Below are 17,650 nucleotides of genomic sequence, written 5' to 3'. Positions count from 1 at the left end.
ACCGAAGCGGAATGGTCGACCGCCGGGTCGCGTTGGACGAGACGTGAAGCTCACCCTGTACACCTCCGCGTTCTGCGCCCCCTGCATGCAGGCTCGCGCCGTCCTGGCCGAGGTCCCGGCGCTCGTGGCCGGCGCCGTCGTCGAGGAGCGCGACGTCGCCTTCCGGTCGGCGGAGGCGGAGGCCGACGGCATCCGTTCCACCCCGACCGTCATCATCACGGCCGACGACGGCACCGAGGTGTTCCGTGCGACGGGTGCGCCCACGCTCAACCAGGTGCTCGTCGCGGCGGCGAAGGCGTTGTAGCCCTTCGACAGGCTCAGGGACCGGGTTCCAAGCTCAGGGACCGGGGCTACTGGGTACTGAACGCCGCATCGAAGGACTGCTCGGGCAGCTTCCAGAGCAGGTTCCGGATGTACCCGACGGCCTCCTCGGCGCCGTGCAGGCGGTCCATGCCGGCGTCCTCCCACTCGATCGAGATCGGCCCGGCGTAGCCGATGCTCGACAGGGCGCGGAAGGCGTCCTCCCACGGCACGTCGCCGTGACCGGTCGACACGAAGTCCCAGCCGCGTCGCGGGTCGCCCCAGGGCAGGTGCGAGCCGACGATGCCGGCGTGACCGGTGGCGGGCCGGATCCGGGTGTCCTTGCAGTCGACGTGGTAGATCCGGTTCGCGAACTCGACGATGAACCCCACCGGGTCGATGCCCTGCCACATCATGTGCGACGGGTCCCAGTTGAAACCGAACGCCGGACGGTGGTCGATCGCTTCGAGAGTGCGGACACTCGTCCAGTAGTCGTAGGCGATCTCGGACGGGTGCACCTCGTGTGCGAAGCGGACGCCTTCGGCGTCGAAGACGTCGAGGATCGGGTTCCAGCGGGTCGCGAAGTCCTCGTACCCGGCGTCGATGACGGAGGCCGGCACCGGTGGGAACATCGCGGAGTACTGCCAGATCTTCGACCCCGTGAAGCCGACGACCGTGTCGACGCCGAGCTTGCGCGCGACCCGCGCGGACCGCTTCATGTCCTCGGCTGCCCGCTGACGCACCCCCTCCGCGTCGCCGTCGCCCCACGTGTAGTCACGGACGATCGCCTGGTGGCGGAAGTCGATCGGGTCGTCGCAGACGGCTTGGCCGGTGAGGTGGTTCGAGATCGCGAAGACCTCGAGGCCGTGCCGGTCGAGGATGTCGAGGCGGGACTGCAGGTAGGCGTCGTCCTCATCCGCGCGCTTGAGGTCGAGGTGGTCGCCCGAGGCCGCGATCTCGAGCCCGTCGTAGCCCCAGGAGGCGGCGAGGCGGGCGACCTCCTCGAAGGGGAGGTCCGCCCACTGTCCGGTGAACAGGGTCACCGGGAGGCGGCTCGCGTACTGCTTGTCGGTGGTGTCGGTCATGCGATGATCCTCTGCTCGTCGTCGGTGGAGGTGGCGATCGCTTCCCAGCGACCGGTGTCGGCCGCGTCGAGGACGGCCTCGGTGATGCGCGCGGTGCGGAGTCCGTCGGCGAAGACGGGCAGGCCGTCCGGCGACTGTCCGGCCATCGCCGCATAGCTGTCGGCCACGAAGGCGTTGAAGGCGTCCTGGTAGCCCATCGGGTGCCCCGAGGGGACGATGGACAGGCGTGCGGCGTCCGGGTGCAGCTGGTCGGCGTCGCGAGGCAGCACCTGCGTCCCCGACCGACGTCCGAGCCAGAGCGTCTCGGGTGCTTCCTGGTCGAAGCCGATGCTGAGCTCGGTCCCGGCGACCTCGAGGTGCAGCCGGTTCTTCCGACCGGGCGCGACCTGCGAGACGAGCAGCGTGCCGATGGCGCCGCCCTCGAGCCGGATGACGACCGCGGCCGCGTCCTCGGTCGTGACCTCCGGGGTGTTCGCGCGTTCGGCGAAGAAGGTGCGGACCGTCGAAGTCAGCTCGGTGATGCGCGTGCCCGTGATGAACTCCAGGAGGTCGACGAGGTGCGAACCGATGTCGGCGAAGGCGCGCGAACGGCCCCCGGCCGCCGAGTCGACCCGCCAGTTGTCGTCGGCCTGCGCGAGCAACCAGTCCTGGAGGTACGACCCGCTGATCGTGAGCAGGGTCCCGAGGTCGCCGGCGGCGACACGCGCGCGGGCCTCCCGGACGAGCGGGTGGAAGCGGTACACGAACGGCACCGTGCCGACGACACCGGCCTCGGCGGCGGCGACGACGAGACGCTCGGCGGTCGCAGCGTCGGTCGCGAGGGGTTTCTCGCAGACGACGTGCTTGCCGGCCGCGATGGCCGCGAGTGCCTGCTCGGCGTGGAGTGCGTTCGGCGTGCAGACGTGCACCACGTCGACCGACGGGTCGGCCAGCAGCTCGTCGAGCGAGCCGTATCCGCGCTCGAACCCGAGGCTCGCGGCGACCTCCCGCGAGCGTTCGGGCGTCGAGGCGACGACTCCGACCAGCCGGGCACCCGCAGCGCGGGCCGCCCGGCTGTGGACGGTGGCCATGAAGCCACCGCCCACCACGGCGATACCGGGACCGGCCACGGTCATGCTCCGAACGTGCCGTCCGCCGGGGTCCACGACTCGGGCAGCGCGGGAGCGAGCTCCACGGTGCTGACGACGTCGACCGAGGTGCGGCTGAGACCCGACTCGGCCGTCGAGACCATCACGTCGAGCACGTGGTACGCGAGCTCACCGGAGGCGCGCTCGGGACGACCGGCGCGGATCGCCTGGGCGAGCTCGACCACCCCGGTCCCGCGTCCCTGCGTCGGACCGGTCGACGGGATCGCCTCGGGCTCCTCGCCACCGCCGTAGACGAGCAGGTCGCCCTCGAAGGTGTTCGGGTCGGGGACGACGAGCGTGCCGGTCGAGCCGGCGACCTCGAACTGCGTGCGGCCGAGCTTGGAGTCGAAGCTGAAGACGCTCTGCGCGAGCTGGCCGCTCTCGAACTCGAAGAGGGCGCTCACGTGCGTCGGCACCGTCACGTCGAACGACTGACCGGCGCGCGGGCCGGAACCGATCGTCCGCTGCGGGAAGGCCTGCGAGGCCAGCGCGGTGACGCGGGCGATCGGACCGAACAGCTGCACGAGCGCCGTGATGTAGTACGGGCCGATGTCGAAGAGCGGACCGGCGCCGTCCTGGAACAGGAAGTCGGGGTTCGGGTGCCACGACTCCGGGCCGGGGCTCTGCATGAGGGTCAGCGCGGTGAGGGGCTGGCCGATGCCGCCGGCCTCGACGAGTCGGCGGGCGGACTGGATGCCGGCGCCGAGGAAGGTGTCGGGAGCCGTGGCGACGCGGAGCCGCTTCTCCTTCGCGGCGGCCAGCAGGGCCTGCCCGCTCTCACGGTCGAGCGCGAAGGGCTTCTCGCTCCACACGTGCTTGCCGGCGTCGAGGATCTGCATGGCGACCTCGACGTGGACCTTCGGGATGGTCAGGTTGACGACGATCTCGATCTCGGGGTCGGCCAGGAGTTCGGCGACCGAGCCGTGGCCGGGCACCCCGTACTTCTCGGCCTGCGTCTTCGCCCGCTCGAGGTCGAGGTCGGCGACGAACCGGACGTCGAGGTCGGGGAAGGTGACCAGGTTGCTGAGGTACTGGTCGCTGATGACGCCGGCGCCGATGAGGCCGACACCGACCGTTCCGGTGCTGTTGCTCATGCCTGGACTCCGTTCGTGGTGAGGTAGGTGAAGCTCTGCTCGAGCCCCTGGAAGATGTCGCCGTCGAACGCGTCGAACTCGACGACGCGCAGAGCCTGCGGTGCCGCGGCGAGGATGTCGAGCACCGGGACGACCCCGGCACCCGCGGGCAGCTGCTTCAGCGTGTCGCGGGAGGCGTCGCCGTCCTTGACGTGGATGAAGCGCACACGATCGCCGATCGCGCCGAGGACGTCGACCGCGCGGCGTCCGCCGACCTCGACCCAGTAGGTGTCGACCTCGAACAGGACGGCCGGGTCGGTGAGCGCGGCGAGGTGCTCGAGCGGGCTGGTGCCCGCGACGTCGCCCTCGAGCTCCCACCAGTGGTTGTGGTAGCCCACCTGGACCCCGTGACCGGCGGCGACCGCTGCCGCGGCGTTCAGCTCGTCGGCGATCGATGCGACCGTCTCGGCCGTTGCGAAGCGCTCTTCGGCGATGGCGGGATCGATGAGGACCTGCACGCCCTGCTCAGCCGCCGCGCCGAAGGCCGCCGACAGGTCGATGTCGTCGGCGATGACCTTGCCGTGCGCGCTCGGCGTGACGAGGCCGGCATCGTGGATGTCCTGCAGGCTGACGCCGGGACCGAAGCCGAACGGCTCGGCCTGGCGGAAACCGATCTCGGTCAGGCGCTGCAGCGCTGCGGCACGATCCGCGGTGAGCGGCTCCCGTACCGAGTAGAGCTGGACAGAGAGTTGGGAAGTCGACACGATGCTCCTCAATGATGATGGTGTCAGGCAGCCGCTGCTGCGAGATCCAGGCTAACCACACTTCTGTCGGTGGTCAAACAAAAGTCTCCCACCGGTCGCCGCTCCCCCGGCGACGAATACCGCAGGAGTCGGAAGCGTGGGGGACAATGGTCAGGTGAACTCAGCTCTGCTCTCCCGGATCGTCGCTGACTCCAGCGACCGCATCTCGTGGTTGCGGGCTCGTTCGCGCGGGATCACCGCGACCGACGTCGCCACCCTTTCGACCCCGGCCTCGATCCAGCGAGCGGCCGACGCGAAGCTCGGCAGGACGGGCTTCTCCGGGAACGCCTTCACCGACCACGGGCGAGCCCGCGAGCCGGAGATCGCCCGGTGGGTCGCCGCGACGCACGGGATCAACCCCTCGTCGGCGCTCTTCCGGGCCGAGGTCGAACACCGTCACCTCGCCACCCCCGACGGTATCGCCGTGACCGAGCGCGGGGCCGTCGTGCTCGCGGAGATCAAGACCACGACGAAGTCCTGGCGCTCGATCCCCCGCAACTACCTGCGTCAGGTGTGGTGGCAGCAGTACGTGATCGGCGCGGAGCGGACGCTCGTGGTCTGGGAGGAGCACAAGGACTTCGTCCCCATCGACGACGAACCGCTCTGTCGGTGGGTCGAGCGCGACGACGCCGAGATCGCGAAGCTGGTCGGCCTCGCGAACGCACTCATCGACGAGCTGTACCACCGCACCAATCCAGCCGCCCGGCGACCGGTCCTGCCGGAGCCCACGCCCGTCACTCGTCCGCTCCGGGAACCCCTGCTGAGCCTCGACTTCTGACGACGAGTCGACAGAAGTCGGCCGAGGTGGTTGACTGTCGCCATGACCGAGCCGCTACGCCCCTCCCCCGGAGCACCGGGCGCCGGCGACCTCTTCCAACTCTTCCGCGGCGGTGAGGCACGCACGAAGTCGGAGCTGTGCGCCCTGACCGGCCTGGCCCGCTCCACCGTCTCCCTCCGGATCGACGCCCTCGTGGCCGCGGACCTGCTCCGTCCCGCTGGAGAGGCGGCCTCCTCGGGTGGTCGCCCGCCCGCACGGATCGCGTTCAACCCGCTCGCGCGCGTCGTCGTCGCCGTCGACCTCGGGGCGACGCACGGGACGGTGGCCGTCACCGACCTGGCCGGAGCGATCCTCGCGACGAGCCGAGCGGAGCTGCAGATCGCCGCAGGACCCGAGCCCGTCCTCGACTGGGTGGTCGAAGCGGCGTCGGCCCTGCTGGCCGCTCCGCAGACCTGGGCCACACCCCAGCCGGTCGCTCCCCCGGTCATCGGGATCGGGATCGGCCTCCCGGGACCGGTCGAGCACTCCACCGGACGGCCGACCAACCCACCGATCATGCCGGGCTGGGACCGTTTCGACGTCCCCGCTTACATCCGACGGACCATCGACGTCCCGGTCCTCGTCGACAACGACGTCAACGTCCTCGCGCTCGGCGAGCACGCGATCTCCTGGCCGGACACCGACGACCTCGTCTACGTGAAGGTGTCCACGGGTATCGGTGCGGGCATCATCGCGGGTGGCGAGCTGCAGCGCGGCGCACTCGGTGCGGCCGGCGACATCGGGCACGTCCAGGTCCCCGTCGGCAGGGACTCCCCGCGTGCTGCGGACGACGAGCGCGACCTCGAGGCCATCGCGAGCGGGCCGGCGATCGCGACCGAGCTCCGCGCCCATGGGATCGACGCCGTGAGCAGTCGCGACGTCGCAGCGCTCATCCGCGCGGGCGACCGGACCGCCATCGAGACCACGCGACAGGCCGGCCGGGAGATCGGTGAAGTACTCAGTGTCGTGGTGAACCTCCTGAACCCCTCGGTGATCGTGCTCGGCGGGACGATGACCCGGGCGGGTGGACATCTCCTCACCGGTGTCCGCGAGGTGGTCTATCGCCGGTCGATGCCGCTCGCCACCGGGCACCTCGGCATCGTCACCTCGACGGCCGGCGAGGAGGCCGGGGTGTTGGGAGCGGCGATCATGGTGCTGCGAGACGCCCTGTCCGCACCGGCGATCGACGCGATGAGTCAGCCCCGGGCGCTCGACGCCGCATCGACCTGACGCGCGTCCTCCGCTGCGGAACCAGGGCGTCCGACGTCGTCCGCCTTCCCGACGGCGAGCACCTCCGCCAGGCCGTACCCGACGAGCCAGAACAGGGCGATGGTCATCGCCGCGAACTCCAGCCAACTCCCGACCTGCTGCCCGACCTCGGCGAGCGAGAGCAGGCCGCCGAGCCCCGCGATCACCGCGACGGCGGACCCGGCGAACCAGGACAACCGCCGGACGACGCGCAGCCGTGATCCGAGGGCCGACCCGATCATCGCCAGGCAGGCGAGCGCGAAGCCCAGCACCGCGAAGGAGATGTGCACCGCGTCCTGGAGCGTGAACAGCGGATTCGACGGGATCGGGCACTCGTAGGTGCAGGTCACCCGGGACGCCACGAGGAAGCACAGGCTCGACAGTCCCACGAGCAGCCAGGGGACGAGCAGCAGTCCCACCCTCGTGCGGCGCTGACCGGGCTCGCGGGACGGAACGACTCGCTGCAGCGCCACGGCGATGCTGAGACCACCGACCGCGACCATGAGCAGTGCCGTGTTGAAGACCGGAGCCGTCACCTCGCCGGTGGCACCGAGGCCGCTCACATAGCTGTTCTTCCCGAGACTGAGACGCGCGGCCCAGATCATGACCGTGGCGACCACGACGAGCACGCCACCGATGATCGCGAACCCGAGGGCGACGGTCCGGCGTCGACGGACGGCCGACGGGCGAGACACCCGCTGGTCTGATGTTGCCCCCGTCATCCGCGGATGAGCCTCGTCCGGCTCAACGCGATGACGGCGCAGCCCATCAGGCCGATGAACCCGGCGATGGCGATCATGTAGACGACGACGGCTCCCCAGCCGCCGGGCTGCGCCGGGTTGAGGAACGGGTACGGGTACCAGCCGACGATCGATCCGCGGATCATCGTGTAGACGGTCCAGACGAGCGGGAACGCGATGATCGCCCACACCTGACGCCATTCCAGGCGGGACTTGCCGGGCGTCACGATCCAGACGAGCACCAGATAGATCGGTGCGATGAGGTGCAGCACCTCGTTCGACCAACCGAGGGTGTGCCCCTGGTCGAGGGCGATGCCGCGCAGCAACAGGTTGTAGACGACGCCGGTGGTCGCCATGTAGGTGACGACGCAGCCGAGGACGAGGTTGTACCAGGCCGGATCGCGTCGCAGCCGGAAGCAGTACCCGGCACCGACCAACAGGACGATCGCACTCAGCGCGTTCGACAGGATCGTGAAGTAGCTGAAGAAGTTGACGAAGAAGTCGTCGGGCGCATCACCGAAGGACAGGGTGTAGACGAACTGGCCGACGATGGCGGCGATGATCACCCCACCCGCGATGATCCTGATGACTCCGAACAGTGCGCGCATTGCGCCACTGTATCGGAAGCACGCGCCCGACGATCGGGCGACCGCCGGGCCGCCGTGTCCCCCGAAGAGAGGGAATCGTTTCCAGCCAATTGACACCCCCGTAACAGCGCCGACTCATTCGACGGCTTTGATGAGAACAGAGCCGGACCACGCACCGGAGCGAGACTCGTCGCCGAGCCGACCTCCGCCGGGTGGAGCTTTCGGGGGATGAACGACGAAGGAGTACTCGATGCGTCAAGGAGTCGGACACTCCTGGTCTCTGGCGACAACCGCGGACGCGGTGAAGCCGGCACCGGAGACCATGCGAGCCGCGGTGATCGACGCCGTCGGCAGCCCTGAGGTTCTCCGGATGGAGACCGTGCCGACACCGCGCCCGGTCATGGCGGAGTTCCTCGTGAAGGTCGTCGCGGCCGGCGTGAACCCGGTCGACGCCAAGACCCGCGCGGGCCGGGGCGTCTCCTCCGCCATCACGGCGATGCCGGCCGTGCTCGGGTACGACTTCAGCGGCATCGTGGTCGAGTCACCCTTCGCGGCTGCCGGCCTCCTGCCCGGCGACGAGGTCTACGGCATGACGAGCTTCCCGCGGACGAGCGGCAGCTACGCCGAGTACGTGACGGTGTCGTCCCTGAGCCTGACGCGGAAGCCGACGACGCTGTCGCACGTCGAGGCCGCCGGGGTCCCCCTCGCCGCGCTGACCGCGTGGGGCATGGTCGTCGACGTCGCGAAGGCGCACGAGGGGCAGCGCATCCTCATCCACGCCGGGAGCGGCGGTGTCGGGCACTTCGCCGTGCAGTTCGCCACCTACTTCGGTGCGCGGGTGATCGCCACCGGCTCCGGTCGGAACGTCGGTTGGCTGCGCGAGCTCGGCGCCCATCAGGCGGTCGACCACGAGTTGCACCGGTTCGAGGACGTCGTCGACCAGGTCGACGTCGTGATCGACCTCGTGGGCAACACCGTGGAGGACACGGGGTCGCGTTCCCTGCGGGTCCTGCGCCCCGGCGGGCTCATCATCAATGCGCCGACCGGTTCCTGGCCGACGCTCGAGGAGGAGGCCCGGGCCGCGGGCGTCCGCGCGACGCGGTTCACCGTGGCCCCCGACGGCGCCACACTCGACACCATCAGTCGGCTGCTGGAGTCCGGGGACGTCCGGGTGTTCGTCGACCAGGTGTTCGACCTCGACGCCGTCCGGCAGGCCCACATGCTCCTCGAAGGCGGACACTCACGCGGCAAGATCGTCCTCAAGGTCGCCGACGGCTGAGTCCGCCCGCCCGTCGACCGGCTCGAAGGCCGGCGGACCGCCCTTCGACAAGCTCAGGGGCCGGAGGACCGCCCTTCGACAGGCTCAGGGGCCGGAGGACCGGTCACTGAGCCTGTCGAAGTGCGTCCCCGAAGACCTGCTCCATCACGAAGTCATCGTGCCGTTCGGGTCCGACGAGGAACGTCTTGGTCCCGACGATCGCGAACCCGCTCTTGCCGTAGAACCGGATCGCCCTGGCGTTCTGCTGGTTCACCCCGAGCCACACCGACGTGACGCCCCGGGACCGGGCGTCGTCGAGGGTCGCCTCCATGAGCGTGCGAGCTCCGCCGGCACCGTGGATCGCGGGGAGCACGTACAGCTTGCTGAGTTCCACCGTCGGGTGGTGTGAGACCGCGGCGCGTACGTCGGGGTCGATCGGATCACCGAAGACGAGCATCGTGTAGCCGATGGCCGTGCCGTCGTCGTCGTCCACCAGGAGCCGGAGCACACGTCCGGGATCGGCCAGGTAGCCGGTGAACCGGTCGAGGGTGAAGTGCTCGGCGATGAACGCGTCGATGTGCTCTTGCGCGGTGCCGGGTGGGCAGGCGAGGGCGAAGGTCGCTGCGGCGAGCGTGGCGAGGGTGGCGGCGTCGTCGGCCGTGGCGGTGCGGGTGGAGACCATCCCTGCATCGTACGACGCCATCCCGTCGGACGACGAAGGCCCGGTCGCGTGACGCGACCGGGCCTTCGTGCTGGTGAGACTAGATGGAGTTGACGTCCAGCGGGATGCCGGGGCCGAACGTGGTCGACACGGCGCCCTTCTGGATGTAACGGCCCTTCGAGGAGGACGGCTTGAGGCGGAGGATCTCCTCGAGCGCGGTGTTGATGTTCTCCTCGAGCTGCGATGCGTCGAACGAGGCCTTGCCGACGACGAAGTGCACGTTGGAGTGCTTGTCGACGCGGAACTCGATCTTGCCGCCCTTGATGTCGGACACGGCCTTGGCCACGTCCGGCGTCACGGTGCCGGTCTTGGGGTTCGGCATGAGGCCACGGGGACCGAGGACCTTACCGAGACGACCGACCTTGCCCATGAGCTCCGGGGTGGAGACCGCGGAGTCGAACGAGGTGTAGCCCTCGGCGACCTTCGCGATGAGCTCGTCGCCGCCGACCTCGTCAGCACCGGCCGCGATCGCGGCCTCTGCTGCCGGGCCCGTCGCGAAGACGATGACGCGGGCGGTCTTGCCCGTGCCGTGCGGGAGGATGACCGTGCCGCGGACCATCTGGTCGGCCTTGCGCGGGTCGACACCGAGCTTGAGGGCGACCTCGACGGTGCTGTTGAACTTGGCTGAACCGGTCTCCTTGGCGAGGGCGACGGCCTCGTTCGGGGTGTAGAACTTGTCAGCCTCGATCTTCTCGGCTGCGGCCCGGTAGGCCTTCGACTTCTGTGCCATGTGCGTTCTCCTATGAGAAATGTGGTCATCTGCGCCTGGCCGGCGCTGCCACGAGTGAAAAAGAAAGGTGCGAGGGTGTGCCTGGACGGCTCACCCTGTGCGGGTCGGAAGGACTAGCCCTCGACCGTGATGCCCATGGAGCGGGCGGTGCCGGCGATGATCTTCGCGGCTGCGTCGATGTCGTTCGAGTTCAGGTCGGGAGCCTTCTGCTCGGCGATCTGACGGACCTGCTCCTTGGTGAGCTTCGCGACCTTGACGGTGTGCGGGGTACCGGAGCCCTTGGCGACGCCGGCGGCCTTCTTGATGAGCTCCGCTGCGGGCGGGGTCTTCAGGATGAAGGTGAACGAACGGTCCTCGTAGACGGTGATCTCGACGGGGATGACGTTGCCGCGCTGCGACTCGGTGGCCGCGTTGTACGCCTTGCAGAACTCCATGATGTTGACGCCGTGCTGACCAAGGGCGGGGCCGATGGGGGGAGCAGGGTTTGCGGCGCCGGCCTGGATCTGCAGCTTGATGAGACCCGTGACCTTCTTCTTCGGTGCCATGTTTCTTCCTTCTTCTGGGGTTCGAACGCCATCGGATGATGTGCGCTCTCCCGCGCGCCCGTCGGGCGGCGGTGGACTGTGGAGCCGTGCGGCTTAGAGCTTGGTGACCTGGTCGAAGCTGAGCTCGACCGGCGTCTCGCGCTCGAAGAGGGAGACGAGCACCGTGAGCTTGCCGCTCTCGGGCTTGATCTCGCTGATGGAGCCGGGGAGGCCCGCGAACGAGCCTTCCTTGATCGTGATGGTCTCGCCGATCTCGAAGTCGACCTCGGCGGGGATGACACGCTGCTGCGTGGCGCTGCCCTTGGTGCCGGAGCCCTTGACGGGCGCGGTCTCCTTGACCTCGACGAGCGACTTCAACATGTTGAAGGACTCTTCGAAGCGGAGCGGCGTGGGGTTGTGCGCGTTGCCGACGAAGCCGGTGACGCCAGGCGTGTGGCGGACGACCGACCAGCTGTCCTCGTTGAGGTCCATGCGGACGAGCACGTAGCCGGGGATGCGCACACGGGTGACCATCTTGCGCTGGCCGTTCTTGATCTCGACCACGTCTTCCATGGGGACCTCGACCTGGTAGATGTAGTCCGCGACCTCGAGCGTCGACTTGCGCTGCTCGATGTTGGCCTTCACCTTGCGCTCGAAACCGGCGTAGGAGTGGATGACGTACCACTTGCCGGGCAGGAAGCGGAGTTCCTTGCGGAACGCGTCGTAGGGGTCTTCCTCGGACTCCTCGGCGGGCTCGGCGTCGGCGTCGGTGGGGTCTGCCTCTTCTTCGGCGATGGCCTCTGCTGCGGCTTCGACCTCGGCTGCTTCGTCGAGTTCGAGGGCGTCGTCGACGACGGCGTCGGCCTCGGGGTCGACGGCCTCGGCCATCGCGTCGAGCACGGCGTCGAGGTCGACCTCGGTGTCGCCGGTCTCCTCGACGTGGACGGCGTTGTGCTCAGCGGGGTCGACGGAGTGCTCGTCGGCCGAGAGCACGTTGCCCTCCTGGGCCTCGTCGTCCTCCGAGGACTGCTCGGCAGCGGTTGCCCAGTCGACGTCGTTCGAGTTTCGCTCAGACACTGATTTCCATTCCGTTTCTGTTGTGCGGATCGTGGGTGATCCCCGACCGCGGCGCCAGATCCTGGCGCGTGACGACTGCGTCGCCGTCTGTGATTGTGGAACCCGGGTGCCGGACCGGAGCACCGGAACCTGAGCGGAACTAGCTCGCGGTACCGAACACCAGCGTGACGACCCAGGCGAAGACGAAGTCGATGCCGTAGACGAGCGCCATCATGATGCAGACGAAGACGAGCACCACAGCCGTGTAGCTGAGGAGTTCCTTCCGCGTCGGCGTGACGACCTTCTTGAGTTCCGCGAAGACCTGCTTCAGGAACAGGACGATGCCCGAGAAGAAGCCGCGCCGTTCGGCACGGTCCGCCTTCGCCTTGACGACGACGTCCTCGCCGGGCGTGTCGGTACTCTTCGGGGCCACTCGTTACACCTTTCGTGTGCCGGTGCATACGCACCGACTCGCAGGGCGGACAGGACTTGAACCTGCAACCTGCGGTTTTGGAGACCGCTGCTCTACCAATTGAGCCACCGCCCTTCAGTGCTGACGCACCGGAGGGGTCGAAGCTACCCTGACCTCCTGAGCGTTGCCTCACCACACGGGTGAAAACAGGCGCAGAAAATCATGGCAGATTTCAACTACCTCCATCCAGTGTACGGCACGGTCGCCCGGCTGTAAAACCAGCGACAGGTCGCGCTGGCGAGGGCTCGATCTCGCCCTGCCCTCGGAGCGCGTGCTCGCGTAGGGTTGCTCCTTCGAACGCACGACGACTCGACCCTGGGGGACCGATGAGCAGCGCAGACGAATACCCGACGACCGCGAAGGCGGCGGAGACGAACGGTGAGGACGATCGCCGGATCCCGGCCCGGTTCGCGGATGACAGCCCGCTCCCGGGCGCCGGCCCGATGCAGGCGTTCCTCCGCTTCTGGAAGCGGTATCCGATCTTCACCGGGCGGGCCAGCCGGAGCGAGTTCTGGTGGTGGGTGGTCGTCCACGCCGTCATCGTCACCGCGCTCCTGGTGATCGGACGCGGTGTCGACGTCGCGACCGGGGTGACGACCGGTTTCTGGGAGGGTCAGATCACCGAAGGCCCCGCCTGGGGTGTCCAGAGCATCCTGTCCGGGATCTGGGGCCTCGCGACGATCATCCCGGGGCTATCGCTGAACGCGCGCCGCATGCACGACACGGACCACAGCGGCTGGTGGCAGCTCATCAACCTGGTCCCGATCTTCGGGTGGTTCTTCTTCATCTGGCTCGCGGCGCAGCCGAGCGACCGGGGCGGTGCCCGCTACGACACGGGGCCGAACCGAGAGGGCGCCCAGATCAAGCCTGCCGACGCTCCGCAGTGACCCGTCGGCCCGGGAGGACCGTGTCGGCTATCGCGGCGAGGACGAGCACGACCGTGCAGAGACACCCGAGGGCGAGCTCCCCGAGCTGCGGCACGAGGAACGCGGCGACCGCGCAGCCCGCCAGCATCGCGAGGCCGATGACCGGCGCGAGTGGAACGGCGCGATCGACGACGAACCGGAACAGCGACAGCCCGAGGAGATAGAGGACCGGGCCGCCGAGGATCACGACGCCCCCGGCGAGTTCGACGGCGTCGGCCGGTCGGTCGAGGATCTCCTTGTCCCCCACCGAGACGAGCACGATCCCGGCGACGATCACGACGTGGGCGTAGCTGTATCCGTCGCGCGCGATGCGTCCGAGACGTCCCGGTCCCCGTCGGCCGGGACGGCCTTCGTCGCGGTCGGCGCGGTCCCCCTCCTCCTCGGCGGCCTCGACCGCTCGGCGTCCCGCCGCCTCCGTGCGGTGGAAGTACAACCACCACAGCGCGACCGCGGAGACGAAGGCGCTCAACATCCCGACGACGGCGGCAGCCGACGTCTCGAGCTCGACGAACGCGAACCCGGTGACGAGCAGTGACTCGCCGATCGCGATGATGATGAACAGCGACGCCCGCTCGGAGAGGTGCGCACCGGAGAGCTCCCAGCTCTCGACCTTCGAGGCCCGCACACCCGGCAGCCGGAATCCGAGGGCCCCGCCGCCGTACTCGATGGCGACGGCGCAGATCCAGAACACCAGTTGCCAGTCGGCAGGCACCAGCGCGCCGGCGATCCAGAAGACGGCGGCGAACGCGGTCCAGACGAGGACGCGTGCGAAGCTCAGCGCCACGTCGCGGTCGTGCCGCCAGGTCGCCACGACCATGAACAGCGTCCGGACGAGCTGGAGCACGACGTAGGCGACGGCGAACGCGAGCGCACGGTCGGTGAACGACGCCGACACCGACACCGCCGCGACGAACGCCAACAGGCCGAAGCCGATGAGCGCGAGTCGCACCGCGAGCCGCTCCGGGTCGAGCCAGTTCGTCACCCAGCTCGTGGACACCCACGACCACCAGAGCGCCAGGATGAGGACGATCGACTCGAGCGCGGCAGTGACGCTCTGGTCGTCGGCGATGAGCTTGCTCAGCTGGGTGAGTGCGAAGACGAAGACGAGGTCGAAGAACAACTCGACGAACGTGACGCGCTCGGCGCGTTCACCGGACTCCGGACGACGGAGATCGGAGACGAGGCCGAATCTGGGGGCGGGCATCTTCGTATCCTGGCAGGGTTCCCGGTGCCGACGCCTCCCCCTCGGATTCGTCGACACCGGGTCGTGCTCGTCGCGAGCTGCGGGGACAGAGCCCGACGACCACACCGTGAGCCTAGCAAGAAGTATTCCAGATGCACAAGGTCCAGAAGCATCATCGGAATATCGACAGCCGCCGCCGGGTTGCGTCCGGAGGCCGCGTCCTCCGCGTGCCGCACCCCCACGAAAGGCATCACCCGTATGGATCTCTTCGCCCCCGTCCGACTCGGCGACCTCGAACTCGCCAACCGCGTCGTCATGGCCCCGCTCACCCGCATGCGGTCCGGAGCCGACGGCGTCCCCGGCGACCTCGTCGCCGAGCACTACAGCCAGCGCGCAGGACTCGGGCTCATCATCACGGAGGGCACCTACCCGAGCGCCGAGTCGCGCTCCTACCCGGGCCAGCCCGGCATCGTCACCCCCGAGCAGGTCGAGGGTTGGCGGGGCGTCGCGGAGGCCGTGCACGGAGCAGGCGGGCTCATCGTCATGCAGCTCATGAACGGCGGCCGCGTCTCGCACACCGACATCACGGGCACCGACCGCATCGTCGCGCCGAGCGCGATCGCCATCGCCGGCGAGGTCCGGACGCCGGCGGGCGCCCAGCCGTACCCCGTCCCGCACGCGCTGACCACCGAGGAGCTCGACACGGTCCGCGAGGAGTTCGTCCAGGCCGCCCGCAACGCGATCGAGGCAGGCCTCGACGGTGTCGAGCTCCACGCCGCGAACGGCTACCTGCTGCACCAGTTCCTCTCCCCCGTCTCCAACGTGCGCGACGACCGCGCCGGAGGCAGCCCGGAGGCCCGCGCGTCGTACGTCGCCGAGGTCGTCAGCGCCGTCGCCGAGGCGGTCGGTGCAGCGCGCGTCGGCATCCGCATCTCCCCGATGAACGGCGCCGGAGACACGGCGGAGACCGACGAGGCCGACGTCCGCGCGACCTACGAGGCACTGCTCGACGCCCTGGCACCGCTCGGCCTCGCCTACGTCAGCATCCTCCACGAGGACCCGGCCGGTGCACTCGTCCAGGACCTGCGCGGGCACTTCGGCGGCAAGCTCATCGTCAACAGCGGCTTCGGCACCGTCACGACGCGCGACGAGGCGATCGCCCTCGTCGAGCACGCGCACGCCGACGCCGTCGCCGTCGGGCGTCTCGCCATCGCGAACCCCGACCTCGTCGAGCGCTGGGCGGGCGAGCACGAGGAGAACACGCCGAACCCGGCCACCTTCTACGGCCCGGGCGCCGAGGGCTACACCGACTACCCGCGCCTCGCGAGCTGAGCACGCTGAGGTGATGCATCTCGTCGCTCGACGCACTGCGCAGCGACGAGGTGCCTCACCTCAGTCCACCCGGGGCGCGTGCGACTCGAGGAACTCGTACACCTCGACGGAGTCGACCCCCGGGAACGATCCGGTCGGCAGCGCGGCCAGCAGACTCGTCGGCGTCCGCGCCGCCGGCCAGGCGTTCCCCTCCCACCGTTCGGCGAGCGCCGGTGACGCCCGACGACAGCATCGCTCGTCGGGGCAGTTCGAAGTCGACCGATGCGGCGTCTCGCGTCCGCGGAACCACTTCACGTGCGCGAACGGGACGCCGACGCTGACCGAGTACTCGCCCTCCTTGGCCTTCTCGATCCGCGAGGTGCACCAGAAGGTGCCGGTGTCCATGTCGGTGTACTGATACCAGGGGCTGAATCGGTCCTCGACGTCGAAGACGGTCCTGGCCGTCCAGTTGCGGCAGACGAGCGAGCCCTCCACCGCCCCGAGGACGTCGGACGGGAACGTGACCCCGTCGTTCTCGTACGCCTTGATGATCGTCCCCGACTCGTGCACCTTCATGAAGTGCACCGGGAGTCCGAGGTGCCTCGTCGCAAGGTTCGTGAAGCGGTGCGCGGCGGTCTCATACGACACCGCGAACGCGTCGCGCAGGTCCTCCATCGAGATGCGCCGGAGCTGTTTCGCCTCGCCGAGGACGCGCACGGCGTCGCGCTCGGGCAGCAGGATGGCCGCCGTGAGGTAGTTGGTCTCGACGCGCTGCCGCAGAAAGTCCGCGTAGTTTCCCGGCTCCTCGTGCCCACACAGGTGGCTGGCGAACGCCTGGAGGATGGGGGAACGCGAATCACGGGACATCGAGGGTTCAGTCGGCAGGTAGATCCGACCGTTGCGCCGGTCGGTGACCGAACGCGTCGAGTGCGGCAGGTCGCCCACGTAGTGGAGTGAGAACCCGAGGTGCTGTGCCATCTCCGCGACCGTCTGGTGCGAGACCGGCCCTCCGGTGTAGCCGACGGCGTCGAGCAGCCCCTTCGCGACGGCCTCGAGGTCGGGGAAGTGGTTGTCGGCCGCCCGCATGTCCGCCCGGAGGACCGCGTTGGCCCGGCGCGCCTCCTCCGGCGTCGCCGCTCGCTCCCGATGCAGGCGGGCGACCTCGTCGTGCAGCGCCAGCACCGTGCGGAGCGTCTCGTCCGCGGTCCCCTTCGAGACGCGGATGGGTGCGATCCCGAGGGCGGAGAAGACGGGGCCCCGCTGGGCACGTTCGACGGCGATCTCCAGAGCGGCCCGGTCGCTCGGCGGTTCGTCGCGGAGCAGGTCGTCGACGGTGGTGCCGAGGGCCGCGGCGATAATGCGTAGCATCGACAGGCTCGGCTCCCGGTGCCCGTTCTCGATCGCCGACGCCTGGGACGGTGCTCGGTCGATCGCCTGCGCGAGGTCGTCGAGCGTGAGGCCCGCGCGCGATCGGGCATCGCGGATCCGGCGCCCGAGGACGAGGGCGTCCGCGTGCGGAGCAGGTCCGTCACCAGGGGTGGCGGAGGCGGGTGGAGCAGCGGCGGTGCTGGTCATGGTGATCATGCTCACACGCGCCGGTTGTTCCGGCAAACAGAAGGTCGGCCGTTCTTCTGTCCACGGATGACGTCCGTCGGGGTTGCGGCGAGCGCAGGATCGTTCCCACAGCAC

19 protein-coding genes and 1 tRNA gene are annotated in these 17,650 nt (G+C 69.3%); 6 read left to right on the top strand and 14 right to left on the bottom strand.

Annotated features, from left to right (window positions below; genetic code table 11):
* Window positions 1-43: 43 nt before the first annotated feature.
* The gene (locus CCK91_RS16445) at window positions 44-304 is read left to right on the top strand and encodes a hypothetical protein (RefSeq protein ID WP_064294542.1); all 261 of its coding nucleotides are present in this window, start codon (window positions 44-46) and stop codon (window positions 302-304) included.
* 46 nt (window positions 305-350) lie between these two features.
* On the opposite strand, the gene CCK91_RS16440 is transcribed toward CCK91_RS16445, so the two are convergent.
* The 4 genes from CCK91_RS16440 to CCK91_RS16425 are packed head-to-tail and all read right to left on the bottom strand — an operon-like array spanning window position 351 to window position 4,349.
* Window positions 351-1,385, bottom strand: a complete 1,035-nt coding sequence (locus CCK91_RS16440; RefSeq protein WP_165767074.1) for a sugar phosphate isomerase/epimerase family protein — start codon at window positions 1,383-1,385, stop codon at window positions 351-353.
* A complete protein-coding gene (locus tag CCK91_RS16435) occupies window positions 1,382-2,500 on the bottom strand; it encodes a Gfo/Idh/MocA family protein (RefSeq protein ID WP_086474921.1) in 1,119 nt (372 codons plus the stop codon). The genes CCK91_RS16440 and CCK91_RS16435 overlap by 4 nt, the downstream gene beginning before the upstream one ends.
* Window positions 2,497-3,606, bottom strand: a complete 1,110-nt coding sequence (locus tag CCK91_RS16430; RefSeq protein ID WP_086474920.1) for a Gfo/Idh/MocA family protein — start codon at window positions 3,604-3,606, stop codon at window positions 2,497-2,499. Before CCK91_RS16430 ends, CCK91_RS16435 begins: the two co-directional genes overlap by 4 nt.
* On the bottom strand, window positions 3,603-4,349 hold the full coding sequence (locus tag CCK91_RS16425) for a sugar phosphate isomerase/epimerase family protein (RefSeq protein ID WP_086474919.1): 747 nt from the start codon (window positions 4,347-4,349) through the stop codon (window positions 3,603-3,605). The genes CCK91_RS16430 and CCK91_RS16425 overlap by 4 nt, the downstream gene beginning before the upstream one ends.
* Window positions 4,350-4,503: 154 nt before the next feature.
* Here CCK91_RS16425 and CCK91_RS16420 point away from each other — a divergent pair, with 154 nt between their 5' ends.
* Complete coding sequence (locus CCK91_RS16420; RefSeq protein ID WP_086474918.1) at window positions 4,504-5,166, top strand: YqaJ viral recombinase family protein; 663 nt, start codon at window positions 4,504-4,506, stop codon at window positions 5,164-5,166.
* Window positions 5,167-5,208: 42 nt separating this feature from the next.
* Window positions 5,209-6,435, top strand: a complete 1,227-nt coding sequence (locus CCK91_RS16415; protein WP_086474917.1) for an ROK family transcriptional regulator — start codon at window positions 5,209-5,211, stop codon at window positions 6,433-6,435.
* On the opposite strand, the gene CCK91_RS16410 is transcribed toward CCK91_RS16415, so the two are convergent.
* Together CCK91_RS16410 and CCK91_RS19720 are read right to left on the bottom strand one after the other, a co-directional pair.
* Window positions 6,402-7,175, bottom strand: a complete 774-nt coding sequence (locus CCK91_RS16410) for a DUF998 domain-containing protein (RefSeq protein ID WP_165767073.1) — start codon at window positions 7,173-7,175, stop codon at window positions 6,402-6,404. The two genes, CCK91_RS16415 and CCK91_RS16410, sit on opposite strands and share 34 nt — an antisense overlap.
* Window positions 7,172-7,801 (bottom strand): Pr6Pr family membrane protein, encoded by a 630-nt coding sequence (locus CCK91_RS19720; RefSeq protein ID WP_064294549.1) that lies wholly within the window; start codon window positions 7,799-7,801, stop codon window positions 7,172-7,174. Before CCK91_RS19720 ends, CCK91_RS16410 begins: the two co-directional genes overlap by 4 nt.
* 301 nt (window positions 7,802-8,102) lie before the next feature.
* On the opposite strand from CCK91_RS19720, the gene CCK91_RS16405 reads away from it, so the two are divergent.
* The gene (locus CCK91_RS16405) at window positions 8,103-9,059 is read left to right on the top strand and encodes an NADP-dependent oxidoreductase (protein ID WP_086475117.1); all 957 of its coding nucleotides are present in this window, start codon (window positions 8,103-8,105) and stop codon (window positions 9,057-9,059) included.
* Window positions 9,060-9,162: 103 nt separating this feature from the next.
* Here the strand turns inward: CCK91_RS16405 and CCK91_RS16400 are convergent, their stop codons facing one another.
* From CCK91_RS16400 to CCK91_RS16375, 6 genes are all read right to left on the bottom strand, one after another.
* Complete coding sequence (locus tag CCK91_RS16400) at window positions 9,163-9,720, bottom strand: GNAT family N-acetyltransferase (protein ID WP_086474915.1); 558 nt, start codon at window positions 9,718-9,720, stop codon at window positions 9,163-9,165.
* Window positions 9,721-9,799: 79 nt separating this feature from the next.
* Window positions 9,800-10,489 carry a 50S ribosomal protein L1 gene (gene rplA / locus CCK91_RS16395; protein ID WP_079706704.1) on the bottom strand — a complete coding sequence of 230 codons (690 nt, stop codon included), beginning with the start codon at window positions 10,487-10,489 and terminating at the stop codon, window positions 9,800-9,802.
* Between the two features lie 113 nt (window positions 10,490-10,602).
* Window positions 10,603-11,034: a 50S ribosomal protein L11 gene (gene rplK, locus CCK91_RS16390; RefSeq protein WP_056014074.1), complete on the bottom strand. Its 432-nt coding sequence runs from the start codon at window positions 11,032-11,034 to the stop codon at window positions 10,603-10,605.
* Window positions 11,035-11,127: 93 nt separating this feature from the next.
* A complete protein-coding gene (nusG, locus tag CCK91_RS16385) occupies window positions 11,128-12,090 on the bottom strand; it encodes a transcription termination/antitermination protein NusG (RefSeq protein WP_079706703.1) in 963 nt (320 codons plus the stop codon).
* 139 nt (window positions 12,091-12,229) lie between these two features.
* On the bottom strand, window positions 12,230-12,502 hold the full coding sequence (gene secE / locus CCK91_RS16380; RefSeq protein ID WP_079706702.1) for a preprotein translocase subunit SecE: 273 nt from the start codon (window positions 12,500-12,502) through the stop codon (window positions 12,230-12,232).
* Between the two features lie 41 nt (window positions 12,503-12,543).
* Window positions 12,544-12,616, bottom strand: a tRNA-Trp gene (locus CCK91_RS16375).
* 251 nt (window positions 12,617-12,867) lie between these two features.
* Here CCK91_RS16375 and CCK91_RS16370 point away from each other — a divergent pair.
* Window positions 12,868-13,428: a DUF805 domain-containing protein gene (locus CCK91_RS16370; protein WP_086474914.1), complete on the top strand. Its 561-nt coding sequence runs from the start codon at window positions 12,868-12,870 to the stop codon at window positions 13,426-13,428.
* Here the strand turns inward: CCK91_RS16370 and CCK91_RS16365 are convergent.
* Complete coding sequence (locus CCK91_RS16365; RefSeq protein ID WP_086474913.1) at window positions 13,403-14,671, bottom strand: low temperature requirement protein A; 1,269 nt, start codon at window positions 14,669-14,671, stop codon at window positions 13,403-13,405. The genes CCK91_RS16370 and CCK91_RS16365 overlap by 26 nt on opposite strands.
* 237 nt (window positions 14,672-14,908) lie before the next feature.
* Between CCK91_RS16365 and CCK91_RS16360 the strand changes: the two genes are divergently transcribed.
* On the top strand, window positions 14,909-15,982 hold the full coding sequence (locus CCK91_RS16360; RefSeq protein WP_086474912.1) for an alkene reductase: 1,074 nt from the start codon (window positions 14,909-14,911) through the stop codon (window positions 15,980-15,982).
* 60 nt (window positions 15,983-16,042) lie between these two features.
* Here CCK91_RS16360 and CCK91_RS16355 read toward each other — a convergent pair whose 3' ends face one another.
* On the bottom strand, window positions 16,043-17,536 hold the full coding sequence (locus CCK91_RS16355) for a helix-turn-helix transcriptional regulator (RefSeq protein ID WP_086475116.1): 1,494 nt from the start codon (window positions 17,534-17,536) through the stop codon (window positions 16,043-16,045).
* Between the last annotated feature and the right edge of the window lie 114 nt (window positions 17,537-17,650).

The organism is Plantibacter elymi (nom. nud.), from assembly GCF_900177795.1.
Lineage (GTDB): Bacteria > Actinomycetota > Actinomycetes > Actinomycetales > Microbacteriaceae > Plantibacter > Plantibacter elymi.
The sequence above is the reverse complement of the archived record's forward strand: the minus strand, read 5'-3'. Positions and strand labels throughout refer to the sequence as shown.

What these genes read in the sequence shown, in the direction of transcription:
- CCK91_RS16435 (WP_086474921.1), bottom strand. Translation starts at nt 2,500, where the DNA reads ATGACCGTGGCCGGTCCCGGTATCGCCGTGGTGGGCGGTGGCTTCATG.
- rplK (WP_056014074.1), bottom strand. Translation starts at nt 11,034, where the DNA reads ATGGCACCGAAGAAGAAGGTCACGGGTCTCATCAAGCTGCAGATCCAG.
- rplA (WP_079706704.1), bottom strand. Translation starts at nt 10,489, where the DNA reads ATGGCACAGAAGTCGAAGGCCTACCGGGCCGCAGCCGAGAAGATCGAG.
- CCK91_RS16430 (WP_086474920.1), bottom strand. Translation starts at nt 3,606, where the DNA reads ATGAGCAACAGCACCGGAACGGTCGGTGTCGGCCTCATCGGCGCCGGC.
- CCK91_RS16355 (WP_086475116.1), bottom strand. Translation starts at nt 17,536, where the DNA reads ATGACCAGCACCGCCGCTGCTCCACCCGCCTCCGCCACCCCTGGTGAC.
- CCK91_RS16360 (WP_086474912.1), top strand. Translation starts at nt 14,909, where the DNA reads ATGGATCTCTTCGCCCCCGTCCGACTCGGCGACCTCGAACTCGCCAAC.
- CCK91_RS16370 (WP_086474914.1), top strand. Translation starts at nt 12,868, where the DNA reads ATGAGCAGCGCAGACGAATACCCGACGACCGCGAAGGCGGCGGAGACG.
- CCK91_RS16415 (WP_086474917.1), top strand. Translation starts at nt 5,209, where the DNA reads ATGACCGAGCCGCTACGCCCCTCCCCCGGAGCACCGGGCGCCGGCGAC.
- CCK91_RS16410 (WP_165767073.1), bottom strand. Translation starts at nt 7,175, where the DNA reads ATGACGGGGGCAACATCAGACCAGCGGGTGTCTCGCCCGTCGGCCGTC.
- CCK91_RS16440 (WP_165767074.1), bottom strand. Translation starts at nt 1,385, where the DNA reads ATGACCGACACCACCGACAAGCAGTACGCGAGCCGCCTCCCGGTGACC.
- CCK91_RS19720 (WP_064294549.1), bottom strand. Translation starts at nt 7,801, where the DNA reads ATGCGCGCACTGTTCGGAGTCATCAGGATCATCGCGGGTGGGGTGATC.
- CCK91_RS16400 (WP_086474915.1), bottom strand. Translation starts at nt 9,720, where the DNA reads ATGGTCTCCACCCGCACCGCCACGGCCGACGACGCCGCCACCCTCGCC.
- CCK91_RS16405 (WP_086475117.1), top strand. Translation starts at nt 8,103, where the DNA reads ATGCGAGCCGCGGTGATCGACGCCGTCGGCAGCCCTGAGGTTCTCCGG.
- CCK91_RS16365 (WP_086474913.1), bottom strand. Translation starts at nt 14,671, where the DNA reads ATGCCCGCCCCCAGATTCGGCCTCGTCTCCGATCTCCGTCGTCCGGAG.